Annotated in this window: 12 protein-coding genes; 6 read left to right on the top strand and 6 right to left on the bottom strand. The window is 71.7% G+C overall.

The window, feature by feature from the left end; all coding sequences use genetic code 11:
- Positions 1-110 precede the first annotated feature (110 nt).
- Positions 111-3,212, top strand: a complete 3,102-nt coding sequence (locus ACIQAC_RS18420) for a ThuA domain-containing protein (RefSeq protein WP_402192229.1) — start codon at positions 111-113, stop codon at positions 3,210-3,212.
- The gene (locus tag ACIQAC_RS18415; protein ID WP_402192226.1) at positions 3,209-5,635 is read left to right on the top strand and encodes a glycosyl hydrolase family 95 catalytic domain-containing protein; all 2,427 of its coding nucleotides are present in this window, start codon (positions 3,209-3,211) and stop codon (positions 5,633-5,635) included. The genes ACIQAC_RS18420 and ACIQAC_RS18415 overlap by 4 nt, the downstream gene beginning before the upstream one ends.
- A 74-nt stretch (positions 5,636-5,709) precedes the next feature.
- Here the strand turns inward: ACIQAC_RS18415 and ACIQAC_RS18410 are convergent, their stop codons facing one another.
- The 5 genes from ACIQAC_RS18410 to ACIQAC_RS18390 form a co-directional block, all read right to left on the bottom strand.
- A complete protein-coding gene (locus ACIQAC_RS18410; protein ID WP_402192224.1) occupies positions 5,710-9,648 on the bottom strand; it encodes a discoidin domain-containing protein in 3,939 nt (1,312 codons plus the stop codon).
- 82 nt (positions 9,649-9,730) lie between these two features.
- Entirely contained in the window at positions 9,731-10,567 is an 837-nt protein-coding gene (locus ACIQAC_RS18405) for an NAD-dependent epimerase/dehydratase family protein (RefSeq protein WP_402192222.1), read from the bottom strand.
- Positions 10,567-11,451, bottom strand: a complete 885-nt coding sequence (locus tag ACIQAC_RS18400) for a carbohydrate ABC transporter permease (protein ID WP_402192219.1) — start codon at positions 11,449-11,451, stop codon at positions 10,567-10,569. The genes ACIQAC_RS18405 and ACIQAC_RS18400 overlap by 1 nt, the downstream gene beginning before the upstream one ends.
- Positions 11,448-12,449, bottom strand: a complete 1,002-nt coding sequence (locus ACIQAC_RS18395; protein WP_402192218.1) for a carbohydrate ABC transporter permease — start codon at positions 12,447-12,449, stop codon at positions 11,448-11,450. The genes ACIQAC_RS18400 and ACIQAC_RS18395 overlap by 4 nt, the downstream gene beginning before the upstream one ends.
- Positions 12,449-13,819, bottom strand: coding sequence for an ABC transporter substrate-binding protein (locus ACIQAC_RS18390; RefSeq protein WP_402192216.1), 1,371 nt, complete (start codon positions 13,817-13,819; stop codon positions 12,449-12,451). The genes ACIQAC_RS18395 and ACIQAC_RS18390 overlap by 1 nt, the downstream gene beginning before the upstream one ends.
- A 147-nt stretch (positions 13,820-13,966) precedes the next feature.
- On the opposite strand from ACIQAC_RS18390, the gene ACIQAC_RS18385 reads away from it, so the two are divergent.
- The 4 genes from ACIQAC_RS18385 (at position 13,967) to ACIQAC_RS18370 (ending at position 21,611) form a co-directional block, all read left to right on the top strand.
- Positions 13,967-14,761: an IclR family transcriptional regulator gene (locus ACIQAC_RS18385; RefSeq protein WP_402192213.1), complete on the top strand. Its 795-nt coding sequence runs from the start codon at positions 13,967-13,969 to the stop codon at positions 14,759-14,761.
- Between the two features lie 90 nt (positions 14,762-14,851).
- Positions 14,852-16,135: an enolase C-terminal domain-like protein gene (locus tag ACIQAC_RS18380; protein ID WP_402192210.1), complete on the top strand. Its 1,284-nt coding sequence runs from the start codon at positions 14,852-14,854 to the stop codon at positions 16,133-16,135.
- Positions 16,136-16,315: 180 nt separating this feature from the next.
- Positions 16,316-19,435, top strand: coding sequence for an alpha-mannosidase (locus ACIQAC_RS18375; RefSeq protein WP_402192207.1), 3,120 nt, complete (start codon positions 16,316-16,318; stop codon positions 19,433-19,435).
- Complete coding sequence (locus ACIQAC_RS18370; protein ID WP_402192205.1) at positions 19,428-21,611, top strand: ROK family protein; 2,184 nt, start codon at positions 19,428-19,430, stop codon at positions 21,609-21,611. The genes ACIQAC_RS18375 and ACIQAC_RS18370 overlap by 8 nt, the downstream gene beginning before the upstream one ends.
- Positions 21,612-21,645: 34 nt before the next feature.
- On the opposite strand, the gene ACIQAC_RS18365 is transcribed toward ACIQAC_RS18370, so the two are convergent.
- Positions 21,646-22,317, bottom strand: coding sequence for a response regulator (locus ACIQAC_RS18365; RefSeq protein ID WP_402192202.1), 672 nt, complete (start codon positions 22,315-22,317; stop codon positions 21,646-21,648).
- Positions 22,318-22,399: the final 82 nt, after the last annotated feature.

The following is a 22,399-nucleotide window of genomic DNA, read 5'->3' as shown; positions in this document are numbered from 1 at the left end:
CGGGGCCCGCAGTACGGCGCCACCCGGGAACGCAGACCGCGGACCTTTATGCCCGTCGATATGAGGTGCCCATGCCACAGACACCTGTCTTCCGACGCTCGACCCGCCGTTTGAGAACCACCGCCGCGCGGATCGTCGCGGCCGTCGTCGCCCTGCTGCTGGTGACCGCGGGAGCGGCGGCGGCCCAGCCGGCCGAGCAGAAGTCCAAGCGCTTCGACGCCCTTGTGTTCAGCAAGACGGCCGGCTACCGGCACGGCGCGATCCCCGCCGGTATCACCGCCATCCAGAAGCTCGGCAAGAAGAACAACTTCTCCGTCACCGCGACCGAGGACGCCGCCGCCTTCACCGACGAGACCCTCGCCCAGTACGAGGTCGTGATCTTCCTCTCGACCACCGGTGACGTGCTCGACACGGACCAGCAGGGCGCGTTCGAGCGCTACATCGCCGCGGGCGGCGGCTACGCGGGCGTGCACGCCGCGTCCGACACCGAGTACGACTGGTCCTGGTACGGCGATCTGGTGGGCGCCTACTTCAAGAGCCACCCCGCACCGCAGACCGCGACGGTCAAGGTCGAGGACCCCGCGCACCCGTCCACGGCCAAACTGCCCGTGCAGTGGGAGCGTTTCGACGAGTGGTACGACTTCCGCGCCGACCCGCACGGTGACGTGCACGTCCTCGCGTCCCTCGACGAGGGCTCGTACACCGGCGGCACGATGGGCACCGAGCACCCGATCTCCTGGTGCCAGAACTACGAGGGCGGCCGGTCCTGGTACACCGGCATGGGCCACGAGACCGCCTCCTACCAGGAGCCGCAGTTCCTGTCGCATCTACTCGGCGGCATCCGGACGGCCGCGGGCGCCGTGGCCGCCGACTGCACCGCGACACTGAGCACCGGCTTCCAGAAGGTGCCGCTCGACGAGAACACCAGCAACCCGATGGAGCTCTCGATCTCCGAGGACGGCCGGGTCTTCTACATCGACCGGGGCGGCGAGGTCCGGGTGATCCGCACCGACGGGACCGTGGTCACCGCGGGCACCCTGGACGTCTACACCGGCCAGGAGTTCGGCCTGCTCGGCATCGCGCTCGACCCGGACTTCGCGAAGAACAACTGGGTGTACCTCTACTACTCCCCCGCCGGCACCGAGGCCGTCGACCGTGTCTCCCGGTTCACCGTGCAGGCCGACGACACCCTCGACCCCGCCAGCGAGAAGGTACTGCTCAAGGTGGACGTCCAGCGCCAGGAGTGCTGCCACGCGGGCGGCGCCCTGGAGTTCGACGGTGACGGCAACCTGTACATCGCCACGGGTGACAACTCCAACCCGTTCGCGTCCGACGGCTACGCGCCGATCGACGAGCGCGCGGGCCGCAAGGCGTGGGACGCCCAGTCCACCTCCGCCAACAGCGCGGTCCTGAACGGCAAGGTGCTGCGGATCAAGCCGCGCAACAACGGCACCTACTCCGTACCGAAGGGCAACCTGTTCAAGCCGGGCACCGCCAAGACCCGTCCCGAGATCTACGCGATGGGCTTCCGCAACCCGTTCCGCATCGGCATCGACCCGGCGACCGACAACGTCTTCGTCGCCGACTACGGTCCCGACGCGGGCAGTGTGAGCACCACCCGCGGCCCCGACGGGCGCGTCGAGTGGAACATCGTCGACAAGCCGGGCTTCTACGGCTGGCCGTACTGTGTCGGCGCCAACACCCCTTACAACGACTACGACTTCGCGACCACCACCGCGGGTGAGACCTTCGACTGCGCGGCGCCGGTCAACGACTCGCCGAACAACACCGGCGTGACCCGGCTGCCCGCGGCCCAGCCCGCCGAGCTGTGGATGGGCAAGTCGACGTCCGGCTCACCGGAGATCGGCCCCAGCGGCGCGCCGCTCACCAGCGGGGCGTACGACTACGACGCCCGGCTCGACTCCGAGGTCAAGTGGCCCGCGTACTACGACGGCAAGGCGATCTACGCCGACTGGAACAACGGGCGGCTCTTCTCGGTCCAGCCGGACAAGAAGCGCACCGGTGTGGCCGACGTCAACGCCCTGCTCACGGCGATCGACTTCACCCGTCCGCACGCCATGCAGTTCGGTCCCGACGGAGCGCTGTACGTCATCGACTGGGGCAGCGGCTTCGGCGGCAACAACGCCGACTCGGGCGTCTACCGTGTGGACTACGTGCAGGGCAACCGGTCGCCGATCGCCCGGTTCGAGCCCGACAAGAGCTCGGGTCCGACGCCGCTGGAGGTCACGTTCGACTCCGCCGACTCCTACGACCCCGACGGCACGCCGATCTCGTACTCCTGGGACTTCGACGGCAACGGGACGCAGGACAGCACCGAGCGGAACCCCAGCCACACCTACACCCAGGCCGGGCGGTTCACGGCCCAGCTGACCGTCACCGATCCCGACGGGCGCACGGCGGTGGCCGGTGTCGACATCACGGCCGGCAACAGCGCGCCGACGATCGAGGTCGGCGCGCCGGTCGACGGCGGGCTGTTCACGTTCGGCGACACCATCGCGTACGAGGTCTCGGTGACCGACCCGGAGGACGGGCCGGTCGACTGCCAGGAGGTCATCGTCCAGCCGGGACTCGGCCATGACGACCACTCGCACGGCTACGAGCAGTACCGGGGCTGCTCGGGCACGTTCGAGCTGCCCGGCGACGCGGGGCACACCGGCGCCAACGTCTTCGGCACGGTCACCGTCACCTACACCGACCACGGGGCCGGCGAGGTACCGGCGCTGACCACGCAGGAGGTGCTGGTCCTCCAGACCAAGCACCGCCAGGCCGAGCACTACGACACCACCGGACGCGTGGCGTCGGCACCGCCCGGCGGCGACGTCGGCGTGGGCACCGAGACCACCGGGGACTCCGCGGGCGGCGGCCAGAACATCGGCTGGATCGACAACGGCGACTACTGGTCGTGGGACCCGGTCAACCTCACCAACATCGACGAGATCAGTCTGCGGGCCGCGTCACCGACCGTCGGCGCCACCGTCGAGGTGCGCACCGGCAGCCCGGAAGGACCGGCCGTCGCGACCATCCGGGTCACACCCACGGCGGGCTGGCAGACCTACCAGGAGTTCAGGGCGCCGGTGAGCGGTGCGTCCGCCACGACGAGCGGGCCGCTGTACTTCGTCAAGACGACCGGTGAACTCAACGTCAACTGGGTCGACTTCATCGGTCGGGGCGTCACGGAGGGAGCGCGGTGACACCGGAACGCGTCTCCCGGCGGGTCTTCATCGCGGGCGCCGCGGCGCTCGGCGCGACCCCGCTGACGACCGCGCACGCCGACGCCGCTCGCGGCGTCGGCCCCGCGGCCGGCGCCGGCCTGACCCTCTGGTACGACGAACCCGCCACCGCGTGGGAGTCCCAGTCGCTGCCGCTCGGCAACGGGGCCCTGGGGCTGTGCTTCTTCGGCGGCACCGGCAGGGAACAGCTCCAGTTCAACGAGAAGACGCTGTGGACCGGAGGTCCGGGCGCCCCGGGCTACAACTTCGGCAACTGGACCTCCCCACGTCCCGGCGCGCTCGACGAGGTGCAGCGGCGCATCCGGGACGAGTCGCGGGCCACGCCGGAGTGGGTCGCCGAGAAGCTGGGCCAGCCGAAGACCAACTTCGGCTCGTACAACACCTTCGGCGACATCTGGATCCAGCAGGCCCGCGATCCGGCGGGCGCGACCGGCTACCGGCGCCACCTCGACATCGCACAGGCCGTCGGCGGCGTCAGCTACACCTGGGACGGGGCGACCTACACCCGGGAGTACTTCGCGTCGGCCGCCGACAAGGTGGCCGTGGCCCGGCTGTCGGCGGACCGGCCGGGGCGGATCTCGATCACCGTCTCGGTCGCCGCGCCCGACAACCGCTCCAAGGACCTGCGCGCGAGCGGCGGCCGCATCACCCTGTCGGGCACGCTGACCAACAACGGCCTGCGCTACGAGTCCCAGCTCCAGGTCCTCCACCAGGGCGGCACCCGCACCGACAACGCGGACGGCTCGGTCACCGTGTCCGGCGCGGACACCGTGACGCTGGTCCTTGCGGCGGCGACCGACTACTCGGTCAGGTATCCGGAGTACCGGACGGGCACCGACCCGCACGGACCCGTCACGGCCCGCGTCGACGCGGCGGCACGCAAGGGCCACACCGCCCTGCGCGCCGCCCATGTCGCGGACTACCGGCGGCTGTTCGACCGGGTGCGGCTCGACGTCGGCCAGCAGGACCCCGGCGTCCCCACGGACGCCGTGCTGGCCGCGTACCGCGACGGGTCGCTGAGCGAGGCCGGCCGCAAGTCCCTGGAGGTGCTGTTCTTCCAGTACGGCCGGTATCTGCTCATCGCGTCCTCGCGGGCCGGTTCCCTGCCGGCGAACCTCCAGGGTGTGTGGAACAACGTCACGAACCCGCCCTGGGACGCCGACTACCACGTCAACATCAACCTCCAGATGAACTACTGGCCCGCCGAGACGACGAACCTGTCGGAGACGACGGGCCCGTTGTTCGACTACATCGAGTCGATGGTGCCGCCGGGCGAGGTCACGGCCCGGGAGATCTACGGCAACCGCGGCTGGGTGGTGCACAACGAGACCAACCCGTACGGCTTCACGGGACTCCACACCTACGCGTGGTCGTTCTTCTTCCCGGAGGCCGGGGCCTGGCTCGCCCAGCACGCCTACGAGCACTACCTGTTCACCGGCGACACGGCGTTCCTGCGGAACCGGGCCTATCCGGTGATGAAGGGGCTGGCGCGGTTCTGGATGGACGAGCTGGTGGTCGACCCGCGGGACGGCAGGCTCGTGGTGACCCCCAGCTACTCGCCGGAGCAGGGCGACTTCTCGGCGGGCGCGTCGATGTCCCAGCAGATCGTGTGGGACCTGCTCACCAACACGGAGGCGGCGGCGCGGCGACTCGGCGACGGCGGCTTCGCGGACGAGGTGTCCGGCACCCTCGCGCGGCTCGATCCGGGGCTGCGCATCGGCTCCTGGGGCCAGTTGCAGGAGTGGAAGGAGGACTGGGACCACCCGGAGAACGAACACCGGCACGTCTCGCACCTGTTCGCCGTCCATCCCGGGCGGCAGGTGACACCCCGGGACGATCCCGGGTACATCGCCGCCGCGCGGGTCTCGCTGACCGCGCGCGGTGACGGCGGGACCGGCTGGAGCAAGGCCTGGAAGATCAACTTCTGGGCGCGGCTGCTCGACGGCGACCACGCGCATCTGATGCTGTCCGAGCAGCTGAAGAACAGCACGCTGGCCAACCTGTGGGACACGCATCCGCCGTTCCAGATCGACGGCAACTTCGGGGCCACCGCGGGTGTCGCCGAGATGCTGGTGCAGAGCCACGGCGGCGGAGTCGATCTGCTGCCCGCGCTGCCCGCGTTCTGGAACACCGGCTCCGTGCGCGGCCTGAAGGCGCGCGGCGATGTCACCGTCGACATCGAGTGGGCGGACGGCAAGCCCGTGCGGACCCTGCTGCGTGCGGGCCGTACCGGCGAACTGACCGTGCGCAACGCGCTGTTCGCGGGTACCCACCGGGTGCGCGACACCTCCGGCGGCAGGCGGCCGGACGTCCGGCGGGACGGGGAGGCGCTCACGTTCCTCGCCCGTGCCGGGCACACATACGAGGTGACCCCCGGTCGCTGACCGGGACCGGGACCTCGGCACAGAGGCGCCGCGGCTGCGAGGGCAGCCGCGGCGCCGTGCTGTGGGTGTCCGGGTCAGGGTGTGAAGCGGGCCGTGACCGTCAGGTTCTCGTTCACCGTGAGGGTGAGGCCGGGTTCCTGTCCGGCGTCGGCACCGTTGACGGTCCAGCCGGCGAAGCGCTGTCCTTCGGCGGGTTCCGCGGACACGGTGACGACACTGCCCTTCTCGTACTTTCCTGGCTCCGTCTCGTTGCCTCCGATCGTGACGGTGCCCGCGCCGGCCGGGTCCGCGGTGGCGGTGACCGACTGCTGGACCATGTTGATCGCCATGACGTTCACCAGTCGGGCGGGCCCGCTGAGGGTGGCGCCGTTGTAGCGCATGACGTTGACGGCGGTGACGTCGGCTTCGGGCCCTGCCCGGACGGTGTGTCCGTCGGCGCCGAGGTTGTCCGTTCCCAGGTTGAACGCCGTGACCTCGCCGGACTCGACGACCACTCCGTCGTGGAAGCCGTAGCCGAAGACGTCGAACAGGGTCAGGTCGGTGGCCCCGTCGACGCTCACGATCTCCGCCTGCTCGCGCATCGGGTCGTCGATGACCTGCGGGAAGATGTTCTTCTCCTGCACCCAGTCCGGCAGTGCGTAGCCGATCCGGGAGACCGCGTTGCCGTTGGAGAGCACACCCTCGATCCGGCCGCCGTCGCTCCGGCCGACGTTGATGCCGTTCTGGAAGTAGGCGCCGGCGAGCTTGCGGACGGTGAAGCCGTCGTTTCGGTGGGTGGCCATGTCGACGGCGTTCCAGGCGTTCGGCAGCCCGATGTCCATGACGTAGGTGCCGCTGCCGTTGCCGCGGATCGTGTACGGGTAGGGCTGGAGGCCCTCCTCCGCCGCCGGGTTGTTCTCCGGGTAGAAGACCCGCAGTCCCCGTACGCCCGCTCCGTCGCCGTCGAGGGTGACGAGCGCGGTGGCGGTGTCGGGGTGGGCGGTGCCGCGGCCCTCGTAGGCCCACAGGACGGTGCCCGCGCTGGCGCCGAGCAGATCGCGGTTGGGTACGGCGGAGGCGCCGCGCAGTTCGACGCCCTCGGGGACGTTCAGGTGGCCGTCGATCCGGTACCAGCCGGCGGGCAGGTAGACGATCCCGCCGCCGGCGGCACCGGCCCGGTCCAGGGCGCGCTGGACGGCCCTGGTGGCGTCCCGCTGCGGCTGGACGCCGTTGGTGCGCGGCGCCTTGTACGGGGCGTCGGTGACGTCGTACAGGGTGGCGCGGGCCGGCTTGGGCAGGGGCTCCTGTTCGTAGGCCGGGACCTCGCCGGAGAGGCGGTGGACGGTGCCCTCGGTGCGGCCGACGAGCTTGGTGTCGGTGACCTTCACATAGGCCTGGGAGCCGTTGCTGACGGCGGCCTCGCTGCCCTCCAGGGTGCTGGACGCGAACGACAGGCCCCAGCGGGAGTCGAAGGCCTCCGCGCGCAGCGCGATGTCGGTGCGGCGGACGTCGGCCTCGACGAAGCTGCCGGTGAAGGCGGCACGCTGGCCGGGCACGATGTGGATGCCGACGCGGTAGTCGGCAAGGCTGATCCGGTAGAACTGGTCCCATTCCAGGTCGCCGAGGACCAGTCCGGTGCCGTGGGCACGGGTGTAGGTGTCGAGGGCGTCGCGGGCGGGCGGGCGGTAGGCGGACGGGGCCTTGGCCCAGTAGGAGTTGGACAGGGTGATGTTCTCCCAGGTGCCGACGTCGGCTCCGTTGTAGGCGCGCACCCCCTCGAAGAGGACCGTGCCCTTGATGTTGCGCAGGGACGCCGACTCGTGCACCTGCCCCGAACTCGCGCTCTCACCGCGGTCGTTGCGGTAGGTGCTGACGCCGATGCCGCGGTAGGAGTTGAGCATGGTGATGTCGGAGACGGTGCTCATCATGTAGTTCTCGTTGCCGATCCAGGCCCGGCCGGGGATCTCGAACGTGTAGTTGTACGGCACCGGGTCCGTGGCGCTCTGGCGCGGGTAGTACGTGGTGAGCCCGACGACGCCGGCGCTGCCGCCGACGCGGAACAGGGCGGGGCTGTCGTCGCCGGAGGGGAGGTCGGCAAAGACCACGGTGCCGTAGCCGCCGGAGCCGCGGTCGGGGTCGCGGTGGTCGCCGCGCAGGGTGCAGAAGGAGTGGACCTCCAGGGTGTCGGTGACGCGGTAGGTGCCCGCGGGCAGCCACACGGTGCCGCCGCCGGCGTCCTGGCAGTCGTAGAGCGCGCGCTGGATCGCCTTGGTGGCGTCCTTCCTGCCGCTCGCGTCGGCGCCGTAGTCCCGGGCGTCGAAGTCGGCGACGACCGGTGCGTCGGTCGGGTACCGGGTCCTGACCACCTCGGCGTCGCCCGCGACGGCGCGCAGTTCACGGATCTCGAACTCGCCGACGGCGAAGGTCTTCCCGCCTTCCGCGTACCCGGTCAGCGACAGCCGCACATAGCGGGCGGTCGTGGTGTCGAAGCGGGTGCGGAACTCCTTGTTGTCGCCGCCGCCCGCTCTGGCGACGGTGGTGAAGCGGCGGCCGTCGCGGGAGACCTGGACGGCGTAGGAGGCGGCGTAGCGCGAGGCCCAGTGGACACGCACCTCGTTGACGGACCGGGCGGAGCCGAGGTCGGCCTGGAGCCACTCCCCCGTGCCGGTGTCGCCGCTGGTCCAGGTGGTGCCGGTGTCGCTGTCGGCGGCGCGGGCCGCGGTGCCGGAGGCGCTGCTCGCGGTGAGTGAGGCGCGCCGGGCGAGGTTGGTGTCGACGGCGGCGCCGCGGAAGGCCCGGAGCGCGTCGTCGAGGGTGTGCAGGGCCTGCCGCAGCTCCTCCTCGGTGGCGTCCTCGCGTCCCGCGACCTCCTTGGCGGCGTCGATCGCCGCGGCGAGCCCGTCCTTGGCGCCCGCCGGGTACTGGCCGTCGCGGGTGCCCTCACGGGCGGCGTGCAGGGCGAGCCCGGCGTCGTCGATCAGGTTCTCCAGGCCCTGGGCGGGCTTGAGTTCACCCGGTGCGACGGCGATCCGGACGGCGGCGACCTTCAGCTCGGTCGCGGAACCGTCGTTGTGGATGCGGAAGTCGGCGCCGTTGGACCGGTTGGTCATGATCGCGTCGTCGAGGGCGAAGGTGTGGGTCTTCCAGGTGCCGGTGTCGCCGTAGGTGAAGACGTCGGACGGCTTGAACCGGTCGACGAGTTCCTCGCCCGGCGAGTCGTAGTGCAGGGCGATCTTCCCGTTGCCCGAGTCGAGGTAGTCGACGCTGACGAACACCAGCTCGGCGGTGTTGTAGAGGTGGACGTCGTCGACGTTCATGTAGAAGAAGTTCACGCCGGGCGCGGGCGCGGCCCGGTTCGTCTGCCAGTAGCCGCGGCCGTCCTGCTCGCCGGTGACGAGTCCGGTCGAGGAGTCGCCGGCCCGCGGGGCGATGCCGGCGGTCTCCGGTGACGCGCCGAGGGTGGCGGAGGCGCCCACGGAGCCGACCCGCACGGCGGCGATGGTGATGTCCCGCGGGTCGTCGCCGTTGCGCCCGGCCAGACGCAGTACGTCCTTGCCCGCGGAGAGGTCGGCGTCGGTCAGCGCGAAGGCACCGGTCTTCCAGGTGTCGGTCCCGGTGAACCCGAGCACGGCGTCGGTGCCGTCGGCTCCCTGACGCAGTGTCAGTTCGCCTTCGCCGGAGTCCCGGTAGGTGACGCTGACGACCAGGTCGTCGCCGGGCAGCTGTGCCACGTACTCGTCGTCGAGGTCGAAGGTGAGGTACGAGGTGTCGGCGGCGGTGTGGGTCTGCCAGTACGTCCGGCCGTCCAGCTCGCCGGTGCGCAGGCCCTCGGGGTCGGCGCCGGCGGCGGGTCTCACCCCCAGCGCCTTCGGGGTCGGGCCGAGGTCGGCGCCGACGCCGCTGGGGTACATGGACGGGGCCGCGGCCGCCCGCGCGAGGGGCGCGGGCGCCCACAGGGTCACCGCGGTCAGTACGGCCGTCAGCAGGATGACGGCGCGGCTCAGTGCTCTTCGCCGTACGGAGGGATGGGACAACACAGGCGTCCTCCTGGTCTGTGGAGTCGTGTGACGCGTCCGGTCGGGGTGGAGCTGCGTGGTGCGTCCTGGACGCGCGGAGCTAGGTCGTACGGGTGCGCCGTGGGGTGAAGCCCAGCAGCCGGGTGCAGGCCGTGCTGTCGAACAGCGAGGCGTGGCCGGGGAGTTCGGCGAGTACGGGCACCTCGGGGAGATGGCGTTCGAGCAGGACGGCGGTGGGTTGCGGCGCCGAGGTGTCCGGGGCGGCGACGTTCACGACGTGGCTGCCGCGCAGTTTCGCGGTCAGCGCGTACCGGACGGTGGTGGCGGCGTCGCGGGTGTCGAGCCAGCCCCACAGGCCGCTGCGGTGCGCGCCGGGGTCCGCGGCGACGTCGGTGAAGTGGCTCTTGAGCCGGGTCCCGGCGCCGGTGAACGGCATCCGCAGACAGACGATGTCGGTGCCCCAGCGGCGGTGTGTGGCGTGCGCGATCTCCTCCAGGACGAGTTTCGACAGCCCGTACGGGTCCTCGACGAGCACGGGGTGCTGTTCGTCGAGGGGCAGGTAGCGGGGTGCGAGGGGGCGCGGGGCCCAGGCGAGGCCGACGGCGGCGAGGCTGGAGGTGGCGACGATCCGGCTCACGCCGGACCGGCCCGCCTCGTCCAGCACGCGGTGCGCGGTGAGGCAGTTGGCCGCGAAAAGGGCGCTGGGGTCGTCGGAGATCGGGTGCGGGATGGCCCCCAGGTGCACCACCGCCTGGACGCCGTCCATCGCGGCGCGCACCACGTCGGGGTCCTGGAGGTCGCCGGTGTGCACCCGGTCGACCCGCGCGTCCTCGACCGGCTCCCGGTCGAGGACGACGAGCCGGTGGCCACGCGCGGCCAGCTCGCTCAGCACGTACCGGCCGACGTGGCCGGCGGCACCGGTGACGAGCACCCGCATCAGCCCTTCACCGCCCCTACCAGGCCGCTGACGAAGTAGCGCTGGAGGAAGAGGAACAGCAGGATCACCGGCACGACCACGATGAGCGAGCCCGCCATCAGGTTGTTGTACTGCGGGATGCTCTCCGAGGCGAGCGTCTGGAGACCCAGGGGCAGGGTGAACTTCGACGAGTCGTTGAGCGAGACCCGGGTCAGCAGGTACTCGTTCCACGTCGGGATCGCCGTCAGCAGCGCGACGGTGATCAGTGCGGGTTTCACCAGCGGCAGGTAGATCCCGACGAAGATACGGAACTCCGAGGCGCCGTCGACGCGTGCGGAGTCCCGCAGTTCGCCGGGGATCGTGGTGAACGCGGCGGTCATCAGCAGGATGGAGAGCGGGGCGCCGCCGTTGACGAAGGGCAGCACCAGCCCCCAGTGGGTGCCGAGCAGGCCGAGATCGCTCTCCAGGAGCACCAGCGGCAGCATCACGGTCACGCCGGGCACGAAGAGCAGGGCCATGAACATCCGGGACAGCGCCTTGCGGCCCTTGAAGCGCAGCACGGCGAAGGCGTAGCCGGCGGCCGCGTACACCGCCAGTGTCAGCACCACCGTGTAGAGGGTGACCAGGACGCTGTTGAGGAAGTAGTCGAAGAAGTTGAGCCGGTTCCAGGTCTCCGTGAGGGTGGCGAGGGTCGGGTTGTCGGGGACGAGGTGGCCGCCCCGCACCACTTCGACCGAGTCCTTGAAGGCGGCCGAGACCATCCACAGGAACGGGTAGAGGCTGATGAGCGCGTAGCCGGTCAGCAGCAGCAGAACAAGGGCCCGCGCGGCGGTACGGCCCACTGGGCGCGGCTGCGTCCGGAGCGGCTTGGTCCTCCGGGGTGCGGCCAGGTCGGCGGTGGTCATACGCGGCTCCTCAGTGCTCGCAGGTTGATCAGGGCGAGCACCGTCGCGGCCGCGAAGAGCAGCCAGCCCAGGGCGCTGGCCAGGCCCAGCGTGGGGGCGAGGTTCTTCAGGAAGGCCAGCCGGTAGGTCTCCAGGCCCAGGACGCTGGTGTGGTCGGCGGGTCCGCCGTCGGTCATCACGAGGAAGGTCTGGAAGCCCTGGAGCGACTCACGCAGGTTGAGCAGGACGTTGATGGCGGTCAGCGGCATCAGCAGGGGCCAGACGACGGAGAAGTTGGTGCGCCACCAGCCGGCCCCGTCGAGCTGCGCGGCCTCCAGGACGCTGCGGTCGATGCTCTGAAGTCCGGTCAGGTAGAGGAGCATCGCGACCGGGACGTTGCCCCAGACGATCACCACGATGAGGGTGGCGAGCGCGGTGTCGGGGTTGCCGAGCCAGCCCTGCGGCTCCTGGAGCGATCCCAGACCGAGCGTGCCGAGCAGGGAGTTGATGGCGCCGTCGGGCCGCAGGATGTACTGCCACGCGAAGTAGACGGCGATGCCGCTGGTCACGTAGGGCACGAAGTAGACCGAGCGGAGCACTCCCTGGAACCGCTTGACCTGGTTGAGCAGAATGGCCAGCGGGAACGAGACGGCCACGGTGAGCAGCGGTACGAAGATCATCACCCAGAGGGTGTTGAGCGCCGCCGTGCGTACCAGGGGCGCGTAGATCGGGCTGCGCCACAGCAGGTCGGCGTAGTTGTCGAGGCCGACCCACTCCCAGTTCGGGGCGTAGCCGTTCCAGGTGGCGAAGCTGAGCGCGAAGCCGTAGCCGATGGTGTACAGGCCCATGACGGCGAAGAGCAGCACCGCGGGGGCGACGAAGAGATAACCGGAGACGGCCTCGGTGCGTACGCGCCGGGGGCGGCGCGGGGTCTTGCCCGGGGCCCCGGCCGGGGACCTGCGGCGGATGCCGCGGCCCCCGGAGGGCTCCGACAGTGCGGGGCGGTGTGCGGTGGTCACTATCCGGCCGCCCAGTAGTTGTCCGTGAGCCCGGTGATCTTCTTGCCGGTCTCGGCCGGTGACAGCTTCTTCAGCGGGCTCATGTCGACGAGGATCTTCGCGGCCTTGTCCTGCTCGTAGCCGGGCGGGAAGAAGGCGCGGTTGTTCGGGTCGTAGGTGGTCTCCGGGGTGCCCTCGAACGCCTCCAGGAGCGAGGTGAGGGTGGGGCCGACGATGTCCGAGGCGCCGTCACCCAGTGCGGTGGCCGGCAGATCGGTGGCCGCCTTGGCGAACTTCGCGGCGACCTCCGGCTGGGAGAGGTACTCCATCCACTGCGCGGCCTTGTCGGGCTGCTCGGAGGTGGCGGAGAGGGTGAGGCTGGTCAGGGAGAGCGGGCCGAGCGCCGGGTCGGGCACCGCGCCCTCGGCGTCGCCCGGGAACCCGAAGGCGTGGACGTCGTCGGGGTTCATGCCGTTCTCCTTGAGGAACGACAGGGTGAAGGTGCCGCCGACGAGCCAGGCCGCCTTGCCCTGGGCGAAGGCCTGGTCGGCCTCGTCGATGGTGAGTGCCTGGGCGCCGGGCTTCCAGTACGGGGTGAGCCGGTCGTAGGCCTCCAGTACGGCGGTGCCGTTCGGGGAGGACCAGTTGGCCGCCTTGTCCTCGCCGAAGAGGGCCTCGTAGTCCGCCTTGCCGAGCATGGAGTAGGCGAGGGGCTGCGCGACCCAGGTCAGGCCGGTGTCGGGGACCTTCAGCCCGAGGGACAGGCCGCCGTTCGTGGCGTCCTCGGCCGTGGTCGCCTCCAGCCCGTCGAGGAACTCCTGCCAGGTCGTCGGCGGCTTCTCGACGCCCGCGTCGGCGAGCATCTTCTTGTTCGCGTAGACGATGCCGAACGTGCCGGTGGTGAAGGGGACGCTGAAGCGCTGGTTCTTCTCCACGCCGTAGAACTTGGAGGTCCTGGACTGCGACTCCTTGAACCGCGCGTCGTTGATGAAGCCCGACTCGCGGATGTTCTCCGGGTAGCGGTTGAGCCATTCGTCGCTCACCACGTCGGTGAGTTCGGCCACCACGCCGTTGGCTCCGAAGCCCAGGTCCTCGCCGTCGGAGTGGGTCTCCATCACGTCCGGCAGGTCGCCGGTCTTGGCGGAGGTCTGGATCTTGGTGGCGAAGGCGTCGTCCGGTGTGTACGCCTGGACCTCGACCTTGATACCGGTCTCCGCCTCGAAGTCCTTCGCCGCAGCTTCGAGCCCGGCGACGTGGGACTGCTTGAACGTCCACATCTCCAATGTGTCCGAGTCCCCGGAGTCCGAGGATCCTCCGCACGCGGTGAGGACCAGGGTGGCGGCCGCGGCCACCGCTGCCAGCCGGACGGTCCGGGAATGACGTAGGCGCATCGCCCATACCTCGCTAAGCTTATTCAGGTAGCCGAATGTCGTTGGGTTACCTGAACATAGGGACGTCGTGATATAGCGTCAAGAAGCGCGTCAAAGAAACGTCCTGACCGATCGTCAGAACGCCCGGCACGGGAAGCGGAGGTTCCGGTGGAGTCGGTTGCAGCAGCGACGGGTGAACGAAGGCCCGAGGAGGTCAAGTCCGCGGCGCGGGTGCTGGAGGTCCTGGAGCTGCTCGGCGCGGACGGCGCCAAGCTCTCGCTGGCCGAGCTCGCGGGCGCGATGCGGGTGCCGAAGAGCAGTCTGCACGCGGTCCTGCGGACGATGGAGGCGCGCGGCTGGGTCGACGTCGACGCGCGCGGCACGCTCTACGGGCTGGGCCTGAAGGCGCTGATGACCGGTACCGCCTATCTGGAGGGCGACGACGTGGTGAGCCTGGCGGGTCCGGTGCTCGACGCGCTCGCGGAGGAGACCGGCGAGGCCGTGCACCTGACCCGGCTCTCCGGCGCCGACGTGGTCCACCTGGCCAAGCGCGAGTCCCGGCACGCGTTGCGGATGTACTCCCCCGTCGGCCACCTGGTGCCGGCCCACGCGACGGCGCCCGGCAAGGCGATGCTCGCGCTGTACGAGCCGGGCGAGGTGGACCGGCGGCTCAGCTGGCCGCTGGACCGGCTCACCCCGGACACCGTCACCGACCCCGGTGAACTGGCCGCCCAGCTCGCCGAGGCGCGGCTGCGCGGCTGGGCGCAGGACGACGGGGAGAGCTCACCCGGGGTGCGCTGTGTGGCGGTGGCGCTCGGCACCGAGCGGCACGGCGGCGACGCGGTCAGCTGCTCGGCGCCCAGCAGCCGGATGGACGACCGGCGCACCGAGGAGGTCGCGCTCGCGGTGACGGAGGCCGCGCACTCGCTGCGGACCCTGCTGAAGCGAATCGGCCAGCACTGACCGGACCCGAACGGCGTTGACAGGGCTCACCCGACCTCCATACGTTCCGATAGCCGTACGCCATACGTCTATCCGTACGCTGGAGCTCTCATGGCCGACCGTACCGTCACCCCCGCCCCGCTCGCCCCCGCCCCCTGGGCCGAGGAGCGCGGCGCGAAGATCCGCATCACGGCCGTACGCACCTTCCTCACCTCGCCGCACGGCTGCCCGCACCTGATCGTCCGGGTGGAGACCAACGAGCCCGGACTCTACGGCCTCGGCTGCGCGAGCGACCCGCAGCGCACCCTCGCCGTGCGCACGGTACTCGACGAGTACGTGGCACCGCTGCTGCGCGGCCGCGACCCCGACGACATCGAGGACATCCACCGCCTGCTGCTCAACAGCGCCTACTGGCGCGGCGGTTCGGTCACCGGCAACGCGCTCGGCGGGGTCGACGTGGCCCTGTGGGACCTCAAGGCCAAGCGGCTGGGCGCCCCGCTGCACTCCCTGTTCGGCGGGCGGGTGCGTCACCGGGCCGACGCGTACACCCATGTCGACGGCGCCGACCCGGCGGAGATCGCGGACAAGGTGACGGCGGCCCGGGAGCGCGGTTTCCGGCACGTCCGGGTCCAGATGTCCGTACCCGGCTCGGACACCTATGGCGCGGCCCGCGGCGCCGGCGGCGAACAGGCGGCGCGGGAGCGGCGGGTGCCCTGGGACTCGGCGGCGTATCTGCGGACCGTGCCCGCGGCGCTGGCCCGGATCCGCGCGCTGGCCGGCGACGAGGTGGAACTCCTGCACGACGTGCACGAGCGGCTCGACCCGCGCCAGGCCCGGGAGTTCCTGCGCCGCGTCGAGGAGGCGGGGCTGTACTTCGTGGAGGACCTGCTCGCACCCGAGGACGCCCGGCACTTCGCCCGGCTGCACGCGGCCTCCCCCGTGCCGCTCGCCGTGGGTGAACTCTTCCACGACCCGGCCCAGTTCACGGCCCTGCTCGACGGCCCGGACATCGACTTCGCGCGGGTGCGCGTGCCGACCCTCGGCGGTCTCACCCCGGCCCGCAAGGTGGCCGCGTTCTGCGAACTGCGCGGGGTGCGGCTCGCCCCGCACGGCCCCGCCGACGTCAGCCCGGTCGCCCAGGCGGCGACCCTGGCGCTCGACATCAGCAGCCACGCCTTCGGGGTGCAGGAGGCGGCCACGTTCCGGCCCGCGGTGCACGAGGTGTTCCCCGGGACGGTGGTGGCCGTCGACGGCGGCCTGGCCCCGCACGAGAGGCCGGGCCACGGCGTGGACTTCGACGAGGTGGCCGCCCGGCGCTTCCCGGTTCCCGAGCCGCTGGAGCACGACCGCTGGGCGCTGCTGCGCGCCCCGGACGGAAGTGTGCAGCGGCCGTAACACGCGGGGAATGTCAGGGAATTCTCTGCCATAAATTGCGGCGGCTGTAAATTAATTCACCTGACCGCAGACCAGCGTATTTAACCAACTCCCTTTCACGGCATTCAAAGAGGCCCTTGACTTAGTAACACACGTGGTTTTACATGACCGGCACGAGCTGGACAGGCAGGAAGGCCATCCATGCATGCTCACCAGCAGGCCGGCGAGGAGCGGACAGCCACATTCCTCGACGCGCGGCTGCGGCCCGCGCTCTACCGCCACCGGGTGCCCATGGACATCTCCGCCTGGACCGCGCCGGGCGAGCCGGTTTCCGCACAGGCGGCCCGGCGGGCCGAATACCGGCCGTTCACCGTCGGCGGGGAATGGGGCGCACCCTGGTCCACCACCTGGTTCCGGTTCACCGCGGAAATTCCGGAACGCTGGGCGGGCCGGCGCGTCGAGGCGCTGTTCGACCTCGGCTTCGATCCGGCCCGGGGTCCCGGGGGCCAGGCCGAGGGGTTCGTCCACGACGAGAACGGCAAGCCGCTTCAGGGCCTGCACCCGCACAACCGGTCGATGCTGCTGACGCGTTCGGCCACCGGGCACGAGCCGGTGCGGCTGCTCGTCGAGGCCGCGGCGAACCCGTCGATCATCGCACCCGCGGGCATCGGCACGCATTACGGCGACCCGGTGACCGCGGGCAGCGCGCCGCTGTACCAACTGCGCCGCGCCGACCTGGTGGTGCGCGAGGAGGACGTCTGGCATCTCCTGCACGACATGGAGGTGCTGGAGGAGCTGATGCGGGCGCTGCCCGACGCGCTGCCGCGCCGGCACGAGATCCGGCGCGCCCTGGAGCGCGCCACCGACGCCGTCGACCCGTACGACGTGGCGGGCACCGCCGGTCGCGCCCGGGAGGTCCTCGCGCCGGTGCTGGCCCGCCGCGCCCACGACTCCGCGCACACCGCCGTGGCCGTCGGCCACGCCCACATCGACTCGGCCTGGCTGTGGCCGGTCCGCGAGACGGTACGCAAGTGCGCGCGGACCTTCTCCAATGTCGCCACGCTGGCCGAGGAGTACCCCGAGCTGGTCTTCGCCTGCTCCTCCGCACAGCAGTACGCCTGGATGAAGGAGCACCAGCCGGAGGTCTACGACCGGGTCCGCAAAGCCGTCGCGGCCGGCAACTGGGCGCCGGTGGGCGGCATGTGGGTCGAGGCCGACGGCAATCTGCCCGGCGGCGAGGCGCTCGCCCGGCAGCTCGTGCACGGCCGCCGCTTCTTCCGCGACGAACTGGGCGTCGACACGGACGGCATCTGGCTGCCGGACTCCTTCGGCTACACGGCCGCCTATCCGCAGCTGGCCGCGCTCGCCGGGGCCCGCTGGTTCCTCACCCAGAAGCTGTCGTGGAACGACACCAACCGGCTGCCGCACCACACTTTCTGGTGGGAGGGCATCGACGGCACCCGGATCTTCACGCACTTCCCGCCGGTCGACTCCTACAACGCGGAGCTGACCGGCGCCGAACTCGCCCACGCCGTCGCCAACTACGCGGACAAGGGCGGCGGCACCCGCTCCCTCGTGCCGTTCGGACACGGCGACGGGGGCGGCGGACCCACCGCCGCGATGATGGAGCGGGCACGCCGGCTCGCCGATCTGGAGGGCTCGCCGAAGGTCGAGATCCAGCACCCGTCGGTCTTCTTCCAGCAGGCGCGGGCGGAGTATCCGGACGCGCCGGTGTGGCGCGGCGAGCTGTACCTGGAGACGCATCGCGGCACGTACACCAGCCAGGCCCGCACCAAGCGCGGCAACCGGCGCAGCGAATCGTTACTGCGAGAGGCCGAGCTGTGGGCGGCGACCGCGGCACTGCGGGAGGGTGCCGCGTACCCGTACGAGGAACTGACCGAGCTGTGGCGGTCGGTGCTGCTCCAGCAGTTCCACGACATCCTGCCCGGCTCCTCCATCGCGTGGGTGCACCAGGAGGCCGAGCACACCTACGCCCGGATCCACCGGCGCCTCGATCGCCTCGTCGAGCGGGCGGCCGGCGCCCGTGACACGGCGGGCGGGGCACCGGACGTGCTCAACGCCGGGCCCTTCGCTCGGCGGGAGGTCGTGGTCGTCGACGACGTACCGGCGACGGCCGACGCCCAGCGGCTCACCGACGGACGGTGGGCGGTGTGGGCGCAGGCGCCCGCGCTCGGCCGCGGCCCGGCCGGACTGCCGCTCACGGACGTCCCCCCGGTCACGGTCACCGGCGAGGACGAACTCGTCCTGGACAACGGCCTGTTGCGGATCCGCGTCGACGACTGCGGGCTGGTGCGCTCCGCCGTGGACCTCACCACCGGCCGGGACGCGATACCGCCCGGCGCGGTCGGCAACCTGCTCCAGCTGCACCCCGACGACCCGGTGCGCTGGAGCGCCTGGAACCTCGACCCGCACTACCGCGACACCCACCGCGACCTCACCGAGGCCGTCTCCGTCGAACTGCGCGAGCACGGGCCGCTGCTGGCGACCGTACGCGTCACCCGCTCCACCGGCCGGTCCACGATCACACAGGATCTGACCCTCACGGCCGGCAGCCGCGCCCTGGTGGTCGACAACGACATCGACTGGCGCGAACGGGACATGATCCTCAAGGCGGCCTGGCCGCTGAACGTGCACGCCGAGCAGGCACGCGCGGAGATCCAGTACGGGCACGTGGAACGCCCCACCCACGAGAACACCACCTGGGACGCGGCCCGCTTCGAGGTCTGGGCACACCGCTGGATCCACGTCGGCGAGCACAACTGGGGCGTCGCCCTCGCCACCGACTCCACCTACGGCCACGACGTCGGCCGGCACACCCGCGAGGGCGGCGGCACCACCACGACCGTACGGCTGTCGCTGCTGCGGGCGCCGCACAGCCCCGACCCGTACGCCGACCGCGGCGCGCACCGGATGCGGTACTCCGTGCGCCCCGGGGCCGACGTCGGCGCGGCCGTCGCCGAGGGGTACGCCCTCAACCTGCCGCTGCGCCCGGCCGCGCCCACCGGCGGGATCACGCAGCCGCTGCTGTCCGTCGCCAACCCGGACGTGGTGGTGGAGGCGGTCAAGCTGGCCGACGACCGCTCCGGCGACCTGATCGTCCGGCTCTACGAGTCCCGCGGCGGCCAGGCACGGACCACACTCGCCGCGCACTTTCCCGTGGACCTCGTCCACGAGACGGACCTGCTGGAGGACCCGGTCACGGAGCACCCGCACACGGACGGCGAACTGTCCCTGACGCTGCGGCCGTTCCAGATCCTCACCCTGCGTCTGTCCCGGCAGCGGCGGGGAGCCGATGGCTGAGCGCCCGCCCTCCGACGCGGCGGCGACCCTTCGCGAGTGGGCCGCCCAGAACGGGCCGCTCGCGCTGCGCGCCCGGATCGTGCTGCTCGCCGCCGACGGCATGCGGGACGCGACGATCGCCCGGCGGCTCGGCGTCTCCCGCCAGACCGTCGGCACCTGGCGCCACCGCTGGGCGGACGGAGGCCTCGAAGGGCTGCGCGGCACCGCACGGCCCGGCCGCCCCGCCACCGTCGACGACGCCGAGGTCATCACCCGTACGCTGCTCGGCCCCGGCAGCCGCACCGCCTCCCGTGCCATCGCCCGCGAACTCGGCCTCTCCCACGCCACCGTCGCCGGGATCCGGCGCCGCTGGGCGGACGGCCCGCCCGCCGAACCACCACTGCCGGAGCCGGACGTGTGGGTGATCGGCCTGCACGCCGACGCCGAACGTACCGTCCTGCTCACCGGCACCCGCCCCGAACCCGCCGGCACCCCACCGGCGGGCGGCGCCGTCGGCGCCGACGTGCTGACCGAACTGGACCGGGCCTGCGACGCGCTGGCCGCCGCCCGCGAAGGACTCCCCGCGTCCGGGCGGGCCGGGGCGCTCACCGCCTTCCTCACCAAGGCGCGCCGACGGCACCCGCACATCGCGCTGCACGCCATCACGCTGTGGAGCGCGGCCGAGCACGCATCGCCGCCGGGGCCCGCCGAGGTGACGTTCCATCACATCCCCGCGGCCACGCACTGGCGCAGCTATCTGCGGGCCCTCGTCGCGCTGGACAGCACCCGGCACCCCGAGTCGTCCCGGCGGGTGTACCTGGATCTCGCGGGCGCCATCGGCCGCTACGCGCAGGAACCGCCGGGCGAGCCGCTCCAGTGGCTGCGCGAGAGCGTCGCCAGCCACGCGCCCTCGGGCGAGGAACCCGAGGAGGCGCTGCGCCGGGAGACCGCGGGCGGGGCCAACCACATCGACCTCGGCTCGTTCAACGAGTGCGTTGTCATCGAGTCCGTGCGGCTGGCCGGCACCATCACGCGCGGCGAGATCGCGCACCGCACCGGCCTCACCCAGCAGTCGGTCTCCCGGATCTCCCGCTCCCTGCTCGGCCGCGGCATCCTCGTCGAGGACGCCCAGCTGCGCGCGACCTCCGGCAAGCCGCGCACTCCCGTACGGCTGCGCGGCGGCGCCGCCCACGCCGTCGGTATCCATATCGACCCCGAGCTGTTCACCGCCGTCGTCATCGACCTCGACGGGGCGCCGGTCGCCGTCAGATCGCAGCCGGTACGGCCCACGGCCGACCCCGAGGTACTGGTCAAGCAGGTGGTGCAGCTGGGCGGCGAGGTACTCGCCGACGCCCGCGGCTCCGTGCACGAGGACGGCTTCCTGGGGATCGGCGTCGCCGTGCCCGGTCCGGTCGACATCGCCTCGGGCACCGTGCTCGACCCGCCGCTGATGTCGGTGTGGACCGACCTGCCGCTGCTCTATCTCCTCAAGGACCACTTCCAGTGTCCGCTCATCATGGAGAAGGACGCGGCCGCGGCCGCCGCGGGCGAACGCTGGATCGGCCGCGACCGGCGCGCCCGCGACTTCGTCTACCTCTACCTGGGCACGGGTGTCGGCTCCGGGCTGTACCTCAACGGCGACCTCTACCGCGGGATCAGCGCCAACGCCGGCGAGTTCGGGCAGCTGTGCGCCGTGGCTCTCGGACGCACCGAGCCGGCCGGCCGGCCGGAGATCCTCCCCGAGTGCAACCCTCCGGTCGGCCTGTCGCAGCTCGCCGCGGAGCACGGCTGCGCGGCCGGCGCCGAACGGCCCGGCAGCCCCGCCGCGTACCGGGCCATCACCGAGGCCGCCGACGCCGGTGACCCGGCGGCCGGCGCCGCCCTGCGCGATCTGGCACGGGCCATCGGCCAGGGCACGGTCGGGCTCGTCGACCTGCTGGACATCGACCTCGTTGTGCTCGGCGGGCCCTTCTTCACCGACGAGTCCGCTCCCCACTACCTCACCCACATCGGCGAGATGGTCAACGAGTTCCCCACCGCGCGTCGGCTGCGCCACGTCGACGTGGAGGCCTCCGTGCTCGGCCCGGAGGCGGCGGCCGTCGGCGCCGCGTCCACCATCTTCCACGCGACGTTCACACCCCGGCTGCGCGGCAACGCCCTGCGGCGGTCGTCACCGACGTCGGGCCGCTTCCTGTGAGCGACGAGGTGCGGGGCGGGAGCGGGTGCGGGGCTCAGTCGCCGTCGGTCAGATGGTGGCGGTAGGCGTAACCCACCGCCTGGGCACGGTCGTTGACCCCGATCTTCGCGAAGATGCGGTTGATGTGTGTCTTCACCGTGGCCCGGCTCACCACGAGCCGATCGCAGATCTCCGTGTTGGACAGGCCCTGGGCGATGAGGGTGAGCACCTCGGCCTCACGCCTGGTCAGTCCGTCCGGCAGCCGGTCGGCGTCGTCCTTCGGCCGGCCCTCGGGGGCTTCCTCCGCCGACCGGACACCGGCGACGAGCCGGGCCTGCACCACCGGGTCCAGCCAGGTGCGGCCGCGGTGGACGTTGCGGATCGCCGCCTCCACCTCGGTGTCGTCCGCGTCCTTCGTCAGATAGCCGCGGGCGCCCGCGCGCAGCGCCGGGAACACCGAGTCGTCGTCGGCGTACGTGGTCAGCACGAGGACCGCGGAGTCCGGGACCCGCTCCCCCACGGCCGCCGTGGCCGCGATGCCGTCCATGACCGGCATGTTGAGGTCCATCAGGACGACGTCCGGGCGCAGGCTCTCGGCCAGTTGCACCGCCTCGGCGCCGTCACGGGCCGCGCCGACCACCTCGATCCCGTCGAGCATGCCGATCAGCAGCACAAGCCCACCCCGGACGACCTGCTGATCGTCGGCGACGAGCACACGGATCGGCACACCGCCGGAACCTGCACCGCCCGGCGCGAACCCGGCCCGTGCCCCCGGTCCGGAGACGGCGCCGGCCCCCGGCCCGCCACCC

This window comes from Streptomyces sp. NPDC088387, assembly GCF_044753385.1.
Classification (GTDB): domain Bacteria; phylum Actinomycetota; class Actinomycetes; order Streptomycetales; family Streptomycetaceae; genus Streptomyces.
Note: the sequence above shows the minus strand (reverse complement) of the source record. Positions and strands in the feature narration are given on the sequence as shown.

Coding starts and splice junctions, on each gene's coding strand:
- ACIQAC_RS18380 (WP_402192210.1), top strand. CDS start 14,852: ATGGCCGACCGTACCGTCACCCCCGCCCCGCTCGCCCCCGCCCCCTGG.
- ACIQAC_RS18400 (WP_402192219.1), bottom strand. CDS start 11,451: ATGACCACCGCCGACCTGGCCGCACCCCGGAGGACCAAGCCGCTCCGG.
- ACIQAC_RS18405 (WP_402192222.1), bottom strand. CDS start 10,567: ATGCGGGTGCTCGTCACCGGTGCCGCCGGCCACGTCGGCCGGTACGTG.
- ACIQAC_RS18370 (WP_402192205.1), top strand. CDS start 19,428: ATGGCTGAGCGCCCGCCCTCCGACGCGGCGGCGACCCTTCGCGAGTGG.
- ACIQAC_RS18390 (WP_402192216.1), bottom strand. CDS start 13,819: ATGCGCCTACGTCATTCCCGGACCGTCCGGCTGGCAGCGGTGGCCGCG.
- ACIQAC_RS18375 (WP_402192207.1), top strand. CDS start 16,316: ATGCATGCTCACCAGCAGGCCGGCGAGGAGCGGACAGCCACATTCCTC.